This is a genomic window from Sinobaca sp. H24 (assembly GCF_023845525.1).
The window spans coordinates 182177-195712 of record NZ_JALBWT010000007.1; the positions used below are offsets into that span (position 1 = coordinate 182177).

Annotated in this window: 9 protein-coding genes, 1 pseudogene and 1 riboswitch; of the genes and pseudogenes, 4 read left to right on the forward strand and 6 right to left on the reverse strand. The window is 46.7% G+C overall.

The features are described 5' to 3' along the window. Window positions 1–98 precede the first annotated feature (98 nt). Genes atzF through MMY81_RS12225 form a run of 5 tightly spaced genes read right to left on the reverse strand, consistent with a single transcriptional unit; the run spans window position 99 to window position 6916 of the window. Window positions 99–1832 carry an allophanate hydrolase gene (gene atzF, locus MMY81_RS12205; RefSeq protein WP_252313120.1) on the reverse strand — a complete coding sequence of 578 codons (1734 nt, stop codon included), beginning with the start codon at window positions 1830–1832 and terminating at the stop codon, window positions 99–101. Then, a complete protein-coding gene (gene uca / locus MMY81_RS12210) occupies window positions 1832–5449 on the reverse strand; it encodes an urea carboxylase (protein WP_252313121.1) in 3618 nt (1205 codons plus the stop codon). The genes atzF and uca overlap by 1 nt, the downstream gene beginning before the upstream one ends. 30 nt (window positions 5450–5479) lie before the next feature. Then, window positions 5480–6133 carry an urea amidolyase associated protein UAAP2 gene (locus tag MMY81_RS12215; protein WP_252313122.1) on the reverse strand — a complete coding sequence of 218 codons (654 nt, stop codon included), beginning with the start codon at window positions 6131–6133 and terminating at the stop codon, window positions 5480–5482. A 37-nt stretch (window positions 6134–6170) separates the two neighbouring features. Further along, on the reverse strand, window positions 6171–6488 hold the full coding sequence (locus MMY81_RS12220; RefSeq protein WP_252313123.1) for a DUF1989 domain-containing protein: 318 nt from the start codon (window positions 6486–6488) through the stop codon (window positions 6171–6173). A 23-nt stretch (window positions 6489–6511) separates the two neighbouring features. Then, window positions 6512–6916, reverse strand: coding sequence for a DUF1989 domain-containing protein (locus MMY81_RS12225; RefSeq protein WP_252313124.1), 405 nt, complete (start codon window positions 6914–6916; stop codon window positions 6512–6514). Window positions 6917–6995: 79 nt separating this feature from the next. Next, window positions 6996–7121, reverse strand: a riboswitch (guanidine-I (ykkC/yxkD leader). A gap of 378 nt (window positions 7122–7499) precedes the next feature. On the opposite strand from MMY81_RS12225, the gene MMY81_RS12230 reads away from it, so the two are divergent. Together MMY81_RS12230 and MMY81_RS12235 are read left to right on the forward strand one after the other, a co-directional pair. Beyond that, window positions 7500–8840: an APC family permease gene (locus MMY81_RS12230; protein ID WP_252313125.1), complete on the forward strand. Its 1341-nt coding sequence runs from the start codon at window positions 7500–7502 to the stop codon at window positions 8838–8840. Between the two features lie 136 nt (window positions 8841–8976). Further along, on the forward strand, window positions 8977–9975 hold the full coding sequence (locus tag MMY81_RS12235) for a DUF4003 family protein (protein ID WP_252313126.1): 999 nt from the start codon (window positions 8977–8979) through the stop codon (window positions 9973–9975). 124 nt (window positions 9976–10099) lie between these two features. Here the strand turns inward: MMY81_RS12235 and MMY81_RS12240 are convergent, their stop codons facing one another. Then, window positions 10100–10756, reverse strand: coding sequence for an adenine nucleotide alpha hydrolase family protein (locus tag MMY81_RS12240; protein ID WP_253075923.1), 657 nt, complete (start codon window positions 10754–10756; stop codon window positions 10100–10102). Window positions 10757–11010: 254 nt separating this feature from the next. Here MMY81_RS12240 and MMY81_RS12245 point away from each other — a divergent pair. Together MMY81_RS12245 and MMY81_RS12250 are read left to right on the forward strand one after the other, a co-directional pair. Further along, window positions 11011–13411: pseudogene (locus tag MMY81_RS12245) on the forward strand (Na+/H+ antiporter subunit A). Beyond that, window positions 13401–13536, forward strand: a 136-nt coding sequence (locus MMY81_RS12250) for an MnhB domain-containing protein (protein WP_274622839.1), incomplete at its 3' end; no start/stop codon positions are given. The pseudogene MMY81_RS12245 and the gene MMY81_RS12250, both read left to right, overlap by 11 nt.

The window sequence follows — 13536 nt, forward strand, 5'->3', positions numbered from 1 at the left end:
CTTATGGAATACACAACGCTTTACAGAAAACGTACGATTTTTGTCAAACCTGAAAAAAGCCTGCCGGTTTGTTTCACGTGAAACAAACCGGCAGGTCTTTAAAGAGATATTAAGCTGTGCTGGTAGGCTTTCCAGCCGCCGAATGAGGTGATGTCTTTTCCATACTCAGCAGCCTCTGCCTCGCAGATAAAGCCGGGAGTGAATGTTCCGTCTTCCAATTCGACCTTGCCGATTCCTAGCGGAGAAGGAATGCCTGACGTAAATGAGCCGAGCTGATCGAGCGGCATACTCCAAAGCTCGAGCGCAATAGGGACGCCTTCCTTTTCAGAACGAATCATACCGGGTTTAGCGGGAGTTCCCGGTATTTCGACCAGTTTATAGCTGGAAGCAGACATTGTCTCTTTTACAAAATACGCTTCGTGGGCAATCATTTGCTTTTCAAGCGCAAACCCTCTCATATGAAGACCGCAGACCGCAATCGTTACTTCTTTTCGACTGCTGCAGCGCTGTATTTCTGTCGAAGCTCCAACCAAAAGCGAGTCATTATCCTGGCTGGCAAATAACGTGATACCGAATGGAAGGTTATGATCGGCAAACGACTGGGGAAGGGAAACGGCACATAATTCAAGAAGGTTGCAGTGGTTGGTGTAACGTCCCATGTCACTGTTCGTCTGAATAGGATTTTCCCTTACCTCGTTTCGACTCCAGGTTCCGCCGGCGGTAGGCATGATAAGTACACTGTTTTGAAGCAGAGCCTCCGCTTTTCTCGTATAGGCCTTAAGCTTATGCCTGGCTTGAAACAGTGCAGCGGCAGTGTAGTCAGGATTTGTGCCGGAACGGAGTACTTTTTCGGTGACAGGCAGAAGAGCCCCTGGATGAGCGTCTGCAAATCCTCCCAGTTCTGCCCAGCGTTCTGCTACGAGCGGACCGTCATACAAAACAGAGGCCGCTTCTTCCATAAACGCTGTAGATACATACTTAATGGGGAGACCGGATTGTTCCAGCGCGGCCACAGTCTGTTTCCATGCCTGGCGGTAAGCTTCGGCAAATGGGCCGAAAAACGCTGGTTCTTTATCCGGCAGCAGATAAGACTGCGGCTTTGTTTCGGATAAAGCAGGGGTTTCCCGCGACCATGGATCTGCTTGATCAAACCCTCTAATGACTGAATCCACAAGAGAGGCGTCTTCCACAGTATTTGTGAAGACTGTTAAACAGTCGATGCTTGCGCAGGCAGGAACGATGCCGCTGACAGGCCAGGCACCCAGACTGGATTTCCACCCCACTAAATTGTTCAATGCAGCAGGCACCCGGCCGGAGCCCGCGGTATCTGTTCCTAAAGAAAAGAGAGCCTGTCCTTTCGCGACAGAGACTGCCGAGCCGGAACTCGATCCCCCGCTTATTAAATCAGCATTCCAGGCATTTTTTGTCTCCCCATAAGGGCTTCTTGTACCGACCAGTCCTGTGGCAAACTGATCCAGGTTCGTTTTTCCAATAGGGACAGCACCTGCTTCGATTAAACGGGCGGCGGCAGCTGCGTGTTCTTCGGGAATGTAGCTGTATGCTTCGCATCCGGCGGTTGTTGGAACACCGGCTAGATCTATATTGTCTTTTAAAGCAAAGGGAATTCCCCATAGTGGGGCATTCTCTATCGGCAGGTCTTTGAGCCTGTCCAAGTAAGGCTGAATAAAGGAAAGAGAAGGAGGGGTAATCCATATATTATAGGATTCCTCCTCTGCAGCCTGAGCTGTAAGCTGTTCAATGAGAGCTTCTGGAGTCAGCCGGCCGGACGTATAAGCTTTTCTTAAAGCAGCAATGGAAGGATAAGCATGCATTAAACAGAAACCTCCTTTTTTTCGGTAATTCCTAAAATAGTCTGTCCGGGGTGCACTTCATCTCCCGGTTTAATCGACAGGCCGGTCACATACCCATCGCAAGGAGCTTCAATAATAAATTCCATTTTCATACTTTCTTCTATAATAAGCGTTTCTCCCTGTTTTACTTCTGATCCGTTTTCTACTAAAACTTTCCACACGCTGCCGGGAATAGAGCAGGTGACAGGAGAAGTTCCTTCCGGCAGTCCTTCGGCGGGCTGCTCGTTCTTTACATCCTGCTCAGACACATATTCTGCCAGGCCTTGTTCTTTCCAGCGCTGTCGTTCTTCCTGGAATGCTTTCTGCTGATGCTGTTTAAACTGGGCGGCACCGGATTCTACTGCCTGGAGATCTTCTATATAGTCTTTAAGGGAAAACGTCGTTTCGGTAATATCTGCTTCAAAGCGGCCGCGCAGGAAATCTTCCCGAAGCTCGAGCAGTTCATCGGCGCTGACGGGATAATATTGAATTTGGTCAAAAAAGCGGAGCAGCCATGGCTTGCCGGGTTCAAAGCTTTTGGTTTCCCGGAATTTGTTCCACATTTGAATGGTTCGGCCGACAAACTGATAGCCGCCCGGACCTTCCATTCCATAGACGCACATATAAGCACCGCCGATTCCTACAGCATTCTCAGGCGTCCACGTCCGTGCCGGATTGTATTTGGTTGTTACGAGCCGGTGCCTTGGATCGGTTGGCGTAGCGACTGGAGCTCCGAGATAAACGTCTCCCAGACCCATCACGAGATAGTTCGCATCAAACACGACATCTTTTACATTGTTAATGCTGTCAAGACCGTTGATCCGACGGATGAACTCAAGGTTATCAGGGCACCACGGTGCATCAGGCCGGACGTTCTTTTGATAGCGTTCCGTGGCAAGCTGGGTGGATGGATCATCCCAGGAAAGTGGAAGCTTCACAATCCGCGATGGAATAGTAATATCCTCTAAAGCAGGAAGCTGTTTATCGAGCTCCAGCACTTTTTTGCAAACCTGCTGAACGCTATTTTCCAATGGGTTGATACGGATCTGAAGGGAACGGATTCCCGGCGTCAAATCCATAATAGGAAAATCATCCTCCAGGCGGATTGCCTCCATCAGCACCTGCACTTGAAAACGAAGCAGCAGATCGAGCTCCATTTCTCCGTATTCAACAAGAACATTTTCATCTCCGCTGCAGCGGACCGTTATCGGAAAGCGTCTGTCTTCCGTTTCACGGGCAAGAATAGGGTAGCTGGGATCGAATGCATTTTTTTCAAAAGAGAGTTCAGGTATATCATAGGAAGCACTCTCCTGAAGCGCATTCAGGTAGGCTTCCTGCTCCAGGCGGAGTGTTTCTGCCTGGGATAACGTTAACAGTTGAAAACGGATCGTATCTCCGGCATGAAGCTGGCCGATTTTCCAGAATTCTGCCGATGCTGTTGTAACGGGACAGACAAATCCGCCGAGGCTTGGACCATCCGGACCGAGGAGAATAGGCATGTCGCCTGTTAGATCAAGGGTTCCTACCGCGTAGGCATTATCATGAATATTGGAAGGGTGCAGACCCGCTTCGCCTCCGTCTTCTCTTGCCCATAATGGGGCAGGGCCGATCAGTCGGACACCTGTTCTGGAGCTGTTAAAGTGAACCTCCCACTCGGTTTCTTCAAGCTGCTGGAGGTAAGCCGGAAGCAGAAATTCCTCCGTGCAGTGTGGTCCGGGAACGACACCGATCGTCCACTCTTTTTGAATAGCTGGTTTTTCTGCGGCTGCTAAAGGTTCACTGACAGCAGGAAGAGTATTTCCATGTACACGCAGCACGTCTCCTGCACGAAGGGCTCTGCCGCCATGGCCGCCAAATCCGCCGAGAGTAAACGTAGAAGCACTGTTCAGCGTCTGCGGCATATCAAATCCGCCTGAGATAAGCAGGTATGTCCGCATACCTGACTCAGCCTGGTCGAAGGAAAGAACCTGCCCCTTTTCAGCGAGGATGGGATGGTATAGGCTGATCTCTTTTCCATCAAGTGCCGGCTGCATATCAGCACCTGTTATACAAAACCACATTGCTTCACGAAAGCGGTACGATCCGCCCTGTAATGTAAGCTCCAGACCGCTCGCTTTTTCGTCATTGTGCAGCAGCTGGTTGCCGATGCGGAAGGAGAGAGGGTCCATCGGGCCGCAGGGAGGGACTCCTACATCCCAGTGGCCGACGCGGCCCGGCCAGTCCTGGACCGTCGTCTGGATACCGCCGTCTATTACTTCGAGAGCCATTTCAGAAGGAGAAAAGCTGTTTAAAAGCTGGGTGTGTACTTCTCCTTTTTGAAAAGCAGGCTCCTGAAGAAGACTTTTTATATAGAGAAGATTGGTCGTCACTCCGTACATTTTTGTTTCAGTCAGCGCCGCACTCAGCTGTTCTATCGCGCTGTTACGATCTTTGGAATGAACGATGACTTTGGCAAGCATCGGGTCATACAACGTAGTGACCTGAAGGCCGTCGCGTACCCAGGATTCGTTTCGGGCCAGGGACGAAAGCTCGACCCGGTCTATCTGGCCGACGCTCGGCCGGAAATCATGAAAGCTGTCTTCGGCATAGACACGTGCCTGAATGCTGTGACCCTGAATGGTAATAGGAGGGAAGGCAGGAAGTTCGCGGGCGGCTTCAAGAATCATCCATTCCACTAAGTCAACACCGGTTACTTCCTCTGTTACGCCATGTTCTACCTGTAGTCTGGTATTCATTTCAAGAAAATAAAATGCTTCCGAATCAGGATCATACAGAAATTCCACGGTACCGGCATTCTGGTAGCCGGTAGCAGATGCAAGACGTTCAGCCGAAGCTGCCATTTCTTTTCTAACCTTTTCTGAAAGCAGGGGAGCGGGTGATTCTTCGACCACTTTTTGATTTCTGCGCTGAATGGAGCAGTCTCTTTCTCCAAGAGAAACGACATCTCCTTTCCAGCTTCCGAAAATCTGCACTTCAATGTGGCGGGCAGAGGAAATGTACTTTTCCAGAAACAGGCCGCCGTCGTTAAAGTTGTTCTCAGCCAGATGGGTTACGGCGTCAAAAGAAGAAAGCAGGCTGTCTTTGTCCTGGCAGATTCTCATACCAATACCGCCTCCGCCGGCGGTGCTTTTCAGCATAACAGGATAGCCAATGTCAGCTGCAGCAGCTGCCGCTTCTTCTGCATGCTCAAGCAGGTTCGTTCCGGGAAGAAGAGGTACATCGGCGTTGGCAGCCGCTTCTCTGGCAGAATGCTTTAAGCCAAACAGCTCCATCTGTTCAGGAGTTGGGCCGATGAACGTAATTTCTTTTTCCTGGCAGGTCCGGGCAAACTGGGCATTTTCGCTTAAAAAGCCGTAGCCCGGGTGAATGGCATCGGCACCGGTATCAAGAGCAGCCTGAAGAATGGTTTCCGGATGCAGGTAGCTCTCCTGGGCATTTCCTTCCCCGATAAGAACCGCTTCATCTGCCTGGTCTACGTGCAGACTGTCCTGGTCGGCTTTTGTGTAAATAGCAACAGAGGGAATACCCATCTTTTTTAGTGTTCGCTCAATACGCACCGCAATTGCACCACGGTTGGCAATAAGTACCTTTTTAAACATAGAGCATTCTCCTTTCTTCTATTAAATGAATTAGTTATTCCAGATCGTGACTTCAATCGGTGTAGGATTGTAATCGTTACAAGGATTATTTAGCTGAGGGCAGTTGCTGATTAATACAGTAGTGTTTGTTTCTGCCTGCATTTCTACATAATAGCCGGGGGCGGAGACGCCATCTTCAAAAGTGAGCCCGCCTTCCGGCGTAATAGGAACATTCATAAAAAAATTAATATTAGGAGCCAGGTCTTGTTTGGAAAATTTGGCTCCCCGCTTCGATAATTCATACATAAACGTATCGCGGCAGTTATGCATCGCTTTTTTCTCGTGGGCGTAGCGGACCGTGTTGCTTTCCGCAGAGCAGGCACCACCTACGGTGTCATGTCTTCCGACCGAATCGGCGGTAATTGTCAGGAGCGGCCTGCCTGATTTTGCCCGCAGTACCGAACCGGTAGTAAGGTAGATATTTTTCTGAGCGGTGACCGTTTCAATCGCGCTGTAGCTGTCTTCCGGATTCAAAGCATCGTAAAAAAGGGTATCAGCCGCCTGATTGCCTTCGAGGTCGGTTATTCTGAAAACCTGTCCGGGCTCGAGGTCGTGCATCCAGCCTTTACCGGCTGGAATCGTGCGGGTGTAAACGGCGTCTTCTATTTTTCGGGGGCTCGTTGTAATTTCTTTTGCTTGTGTCACTCTTGATCATCCTTTCAAGATAATTGAATTTTCCAATTTATTCAGCGGGAACAGCAGCAGTAAATCCTTCAGCAAGAAGATTGGCTTCCCACGTGTTTTCAAAGGCACGGCGGTTTTCCCTGCATAAATTCAAACAAATATCATCTTTGCCTACCGGCTCAGAAGCTCCTGCTTCAAGCTTTACAGGAACTGAAGGATAGACGGTGGATGTATCAAGCGGATGGGGCGTATTGGATAAGACGATAAGCAGGTCCATTTCGGTACGGAAGGTAATGGCCTGACCTTCCTGGGCATTGTCTTCATGAAATACCATTTCGCCTCCGTCCTGCACGGCTACTTTTGAAAATACGTTCAAGACGGGGACGGTATCCCGCATCGTCAGTCCATTTTCGGAACAGCTCCATTGAAAAAATTCTCTTCACCGCTGCGATAGCGTTCGTTCCGTTCAGATTGATAGGTTGTTTTCCCAAATTGGGCATCTGTCCAGCCGGTTTTGGAAAAACCGCCAAAAGGATCATGCCATCCGGTGTCATCTTCTATAATCCCGGCCATCGCTTTGCCGTTGTCGCTCATTAATACATGCCCTTTCGTTAAATGCGATGTATGCTGGGCTTTTAGCGTATCCGGCATATTGTAGCGTTCCGTCCGGTCATGGGCGTTGAATAGAAGCATGGATACATTAGCCGTTTTGCCGGAGGCAGTTAAGCGCAGCAGGCTTCCTTTTTTTATAACCCCGGACCATTTTTCTCCTGCTTCAAGTGATTTATTCCAATAGCTGTTCATTGTTATTTCCTCCCTTGGATTCATGCATTCATTTCTGCAAAAGCCTGTAACGTAATAAAAAAAAGCCTGAGAGAATTTAATCTCCCAGGCTTTTGTCCGTCCGTGTAAACAGCAGCCATAGTTATCCGGCCGTGCCCGCTTTCTCTCGGACCTGTCCTGCCGGCGGTAAAACAAAGCCGGCAGCGGAACCCTAGAAAGCATTTTCCGCCCCTCAATGCCATTGGCAAGGAGGCCTTTATGTTATTTTTGAGGATCGCTATGTGTGCTGCGTATACAAAAAGTGTAGGGGAGACCAGCTGGGAAGACAATAGTTGTGTGAGGTTATTTAACATACTTTTTAGAATATTCATCTCTGCCGTTGAAAGAAGAAAATGTGTCCCTTATGGCTGTAAGTGAGTGACATGATTCAGCGAAAATAGGTTGATAGATTTTCTGCCAGGATAGTTGATTAAAAGAAAAAGACTCCAGAGAATGAACATCATCAAGAACAATCAGCCCGGCCGGCTGCTGTATCGATTGCAGAATAAAATATATCAGAATAACTTTATTGAAGAAAAAGATCCCTATAGAAAGAAGGAAAAGCATGGCCGAAAAAGCTGAATTAAAAAGGACGTTAACGTTATGGCAGGTTGTTTTTATGGGTCTGGCATGGAATACACCGATGATTTATTTTTCTGTATTTGGAGTAGCATATGAAGGTTCTTCCGGATTTTTGACACCGGCTTATGTTTTTGCAGTTGTTGCTGTCATATTTACAGGGACCAGCTACGCTATTATGGCGAAAAAGATCCCTATTTCAGGATCCGCCTATACATTTGCTAAAAAAGCTATTCATCCAAACGCCGGATTTTTAGTAGGCTGGCTGCTTTTATTTAACTACTTATTTGCTCCTGTCATAGCCTGCATTACATTTGGAGTGTTTATGAACGCTCAGTTTCCAGGCGTGCCTTCTTCTGTTTGGATCATAGGCTTAATTATTCTGCTGGCAGGCATTGCAGTGCTCGGAATTAATTCTTCCGCTAATTTGAGCGGACTGTTTGTCATCATGCAGATTGTGTTTATTATTGCGTTTTGTATTATTCTTATCCGCGGCCTGTGGACTGGGGGCGGAGCGGGAGGACTTTTCTCGATTCAGCCTTTTGCAGGAGATTTGACGATGCCGATTATGCTGGCAGGGGCATCTGTCGTCATTTTCTCTTTCCTGGGATTTGATACAATTACGACATTATCGGAAGAAACCGTAAACCCTCAGAAAACGATCCCAAAAGCTATCTTTATTATGATCGGAATTATCAGCGTGCTTCATATCAGCAGTTCATACTTAATTCAACTGGCCCAGCCTGCATTTTCCTTTGTAAACATTGATTCTGCGGCAATGGAGCTGATGGCCCTTATTGGAGGCAGCGCGCTGAATGCCATCTTTATGACGGTATTAATCGCTGCCATATTTACGCAGGGACTGGCATCTATTACTGCTGTGTCGAGGCTGCTGTATGTAATGGGGCGGGATGAGATTCTGCCTGAGAAATTGTTTGGATATATTCATCCAAAGTTTAATACACCGGTATTCAATATTGCACTGGCGTCCGTGTTGTCTATTCTCGCTTTGTTTATCAGTGTAGATGCGGCCCTCCGCTTTGTTAACTTCGGAGCACTCACGGCTTTCTTCTTTGTAAACATATCGGTGATCGCGCTGGCTGTAAGACAAAAAGAAACGGCCGGCCTGTTTCAGAAAGTGTTTTATATCGGAGTTCCCGGCATTGGAGCATTCATTATGCTATGGCTGTTATTTCTTCTCGATACGCCGACCATTATAGGAGGATTAGTATGGGTGGGGGCAGGGCTGATTTACATGCTTTATCTGACCAGAACATTTACAAAGCCGCTCCCGGGTACTGCTAAGCAGACAATTATATTAAAATAGAAATAAAGCCTCTTCCACTAAGGAAGGGGCTTTATTTTGTCCAACTGTTTTCATTAGAGGAAGGTACTGTTCAGGTTGATAAAGCAGTATAATGATAGAAGTGACAGATACAGATATGCGGAAAGGATGAAATCGCATGGAAAACAAACTGATGGATAAACTTGAAATGTATGAGAAGTACTATTCCACCCTGAAGCAGGAACTAAAATGGCAGGTAGTGGATGCAAGAGTGCTTATGCTGATTTCCTCTATGTATGTGGTACGTAAAAAAGAGCTTGATGTAGAACGTTTTAAAGAAATTGCCGAATACGTGAAAAAGAAAAAAGGAGTGTTCAGTGCTTTAAACAGTGCTCAGGTTTATGTAGGAGCGGCCACGCTGGATATTCGTTTCGATAATCCCGAAGAAAAGTATCATGAATGGATGGAGGTTTACGATCAGCTGGTGGACAGCTCCTTTCAAAGAGGAAGCTTTACGTATATTTCCGCTCTTCTCGTGCTTGATTTAAAAAAAGAAGCAGACAGCAGGGAGGATTTGATTAAAGGAGCCAAGCGTGTATTTGATTTGATGAAAAAAGATCATATGTTTTTGACGTCGAGCTCCGATTATCCGATTGCCGTACTGTTAGCGGCATCACCGTTAGAAGAGGCGCCGCTGATGGCAAAGATCGAAGAGCTGTACGGGAACCTGAATGACAAAGGGTTCAAAAAATCCAACGAGCTGCAGATGCTGAGTCATATTCTGGCCCTGCGTGATAATGAAGACACTGACATTCTCGTCAAACATGCTATGGACGTAGTCGTCACTCTAGAAGCACAGGAGAAGAAAGTCAGGCCGATACATTATCCGGAAGTAGGAATTATGGCACTCGCAGAGGAAAAAGAAATGCTGGCTGATTTTATTGTAAGGATTGAAAACGCCCTGAATGAGGCGAAAGACTTTAAGTGGCATAAAAAAATGAATTTTACGATTGCGGTACAGCTTTCCGTCAGTGAATATGCAGAAGAAGCTTCTATTATGGAAACCGCTGTTCAGACATCGCTTGAAAGTATTCTTCAGGCCCAGCAGGCAGCAATGACCGGGGCAATGGCCGGAGCCATCGCTTCCGGCTCCGGTTCCGGTTCCGGTGGTAATTAAAAAGAATTGGAACGCATAAAAAGACGAAACGCCGCTGCGTTTCGTCTTTTTATAGAGTAGTAAAGATTGTTTTATTTTATATACATTTATCCGGACAGGCTGTTTGAAAAGAGAGAAATATTTCTTATACCCCCAGCTTTTCTTTTTCTGTCACATAGTCTTCGGTTACGTGAATTTCCAGCATTTCGCCGTCTTTCATAAACTTAAAGGTGCCGTTGTTAAAGTCGGTGCCGGTTTCTTTAAAAAAGATACCTTCGTATTGTGCTTCGTTCGTATGGTTAAAGCTGATTTTATACTGAGTGCCGTCCCGCACAAGATAAGCGTGACAGCCCTTCTCGTAATCACCGTCATGACCCCTAAGCTCTCTTGAAACAGAAATGATATGAAGGTCAATGAAAGGAAGCTCTTTTAGAAGAATATTAACAAAAGAGCCTTTAGTAATTTCTTCCCAGCGGCTTTTAGCGGTCTGGCCGATAATAATCTGGGTCACGCCTTTTTCCCTGGCGACTTCTCCAATGACTTTAACGACCGGGCGCTTTTCATTATCTTTTAAAATAAACTCGGTGGCCCCGTATTCTTCTGCAAGCTTTTTCCAGCTTTCAATGTACTGGCTTTTCTCGTGATCCAGTTCATCGGCGGGAGCCGGGTCGATTGATACTATATATAAAGGACAGTCAAGGCGGGAAGCGATTTTGCATCCCCTGCGTATTAATTTGGCACCGTTTGGCCCGTAATAAACACAGACCAGAATGCTTTCATCCATTGTACCCTTACCGGTCATGATCTTTCACCTCGTGTAAATAAATTCTTGATAATCGATGAAGCTCATCCATAGGCTACTCCTCGTTCCTGATTTTGTCAATTGATAATCAAGAATGACCTGGAAGCGCTCTCTTTTAAATTATATCATGAGCTGGATAGAGTTTATGCATTTATTATGTGCGAAACGGCCTGCCTTTCTTTATACTAATGTATAAGAAGAAAAAAACTGAAAATGATGGATCCTATTACATTCAGTGAGTAGGAGGTTACATTTTGTCCTGGCTCCATTCTGTTGTACTTTTACCCTTTCTATATGCCCTGATGATTCCTTTCCTTTATCGATATGTCTCCCGGGTTCATACCGGATGGTTTGTTCTGCCGCTGCCGCTTATTCTTTTTGTGGTACTGGGAAGCTGGCTGGTGGATATAAGTGAAGGAGAGACAATGCTTTACACGCTTTCCTGGATTCCTTCCTATGGTATTAATCTCTCTTTTTATGTAGATGGATTAAGTCTTGTATTTGGTTTTTTTTAGTGGAATTGGTGCATTGGTCGTTTTATACTCCATATTCTATTTATCAAAAACGAGAGAACTGCTACATAATTTTTACGTATACATGCTTTTTTTATGGGTGCCATGCTTGGCGTCGTATTTTCCGATAACCTGATTGGCTTTTATTTATTCTGGGAGCTTACGAGCATTTCGTCTTTTCTGCTGATCGCATTTTGGTATCAGCGGAAAAAATCCCGGAATGGAGCGCAGAAAGCGATGCTGATTACGGTGAGCGGCGGATTTTCAATGCTTGCGGGTATCGTACTGCTTCATTCTATGGCAGGCACATACAGCATCCGCGGTATTATAAGTCAGGCAGGGGAACTGCAGGAGCATTCTCTATTTCTGCCGGCTATGATTTTTGTTTTGATTGGCGCCTTTGCCAAATCCGCCCAGTTTCCTTTTCATATCTGGCTTCCGGACGCAATGGAAGCGCCGACGCCGATCAGCGCCTATCTGCACTCGGCAACGATGGTTAAAGCAGGCATTTATGCCATTGCCCGCTTCACTCCATTTTTTGGAGGGACCGGGGAGTGGTTTTGGATCATTACATCGGTTGGCCTCGTTACTTTGTTCTGGGGTGCAGTCAATGCGATGAAGCAAACCGATTTAAAAGCACTTCTCGCTTTTTCCACGATTAGTCAGCTGGGTTTAATTACATCGCTTCTCGGAATAGGGTCACTGGCTCTGGCTGTCACGGAGGAAGCAGAAACGGCTCTATATACGACGGCAGTTCTGGCAGCTGTGTTTCATCTAGTAAACCACTCCACGTTTAAAGGCTGCTTGTTTATGGTGATCGGTATTATTGACCATGAAACCGGTACGAGAGACACGAGAAAATTAGGCGGGCTGATGAGCCTGATGCCTATTTCTTTTACACTGACGCTGATCGGCAGTCTTTCTATGGCAGGAGTGCCGCCGTTTAACGGTTTTTAAGTAAAGAGCTGTTCTTTACCAGCTCCCTTTCTTTAGGAGAGACTGGAATTTTTTCAGCCGGGGCTGCCGGCCTGCTTATTCCAGCTGTAGCCTGGGTGGCAAGTATTTTTACCTTCGTTTACAGCATGATTCTTATTTTTCATACGTTCCGGGGGAAATACCGTCCGCGCCGTCTTGAAAAAAAAACCAAAAGAAGCGCCTCCCGGGATGTTGATTTCCCCTGCAGTGCTTGCGGCATTTGTTATTGGAATTTTCTTTGCGCCGAACGTGCTGGCCCATTACGTGCTCGAACCTATGGTAGCTTCCATTCTGCCGGGGATGCAGGGGATTTTTCCATTCATATTGAAGCCTGGCATGGATTTAATACGGAGCTGTTCATGACGCTTGGCGTCGTTGTGCTTGGAAGTATTTTATTTTTAACGTGGAAGCGGTGGAAAGGTATTTTCACTTTGTTTTCCGCAGGTTTTACACGCTAATAATGCGTACTCTTCCGGCATATTGAAAGCGGAGCAGGCGGCATACTCTTTTACAAATATTTATATGAGCGGTTTAACGCGGGACTACATTCAGTATATTTTAGGAATACTTATTATACTGGCGGGGGGGATGCTTCTTTTCTCAGAAGGGATTTCCTTCCGGAGAATCGATGTATCAACTATAGAAGTGTATGAAGTCCTTCTTGCTGCAGGACTTGTAGCGGGTGCCCTGACGGTGATGCTTGCTTCAAAGAGGCTGACCGCTATCATTGCTATTGGAGCTGTAGGGTATCTGGTTGCGCTGTTTTTTGTGATTTTCCGCGCGCCGGATCTGGCTTTAACGCAGCTGGTCGTAGAAACCGTCTCTGTCGCTTTGTATCTTCTCTGCCTGCGCTTTCTTCCCGGAATTCCGTTTTCGGAAACGGCAAGGCGTGTTCAGATTCCAAACTTGATTATTTCGTTGGTGTAGGTGTGCTGATCACCTCCTTTACGCTCGCTGCTCAGGGAAATAAACTGTTTCCATCGATTTCGGTCTACTTCGAGGACTCCTATGAGCTGGCCGATCAAGGAATATGGTAAATGCCATTCTGGCTGATTTCCGCGGATTTGATACGCTGCTTGAAATAATGGTTCTCTGTATTGCAGGTCTGGGCGTGTATTCTTTAATCAGTCTCAGGATGAAAGAAAAGAGGGATGATCATGAAAATTAATGATGTCATTCTTCAGACCGTTACAAAAATAGTAACGTTTATTATCCTTACTTTTGCGATTTATTTATTTTTCGCCGGACATCATAATCCGGGCGGCGGCTTTATCGGCGGGCTGGTTATTTCAT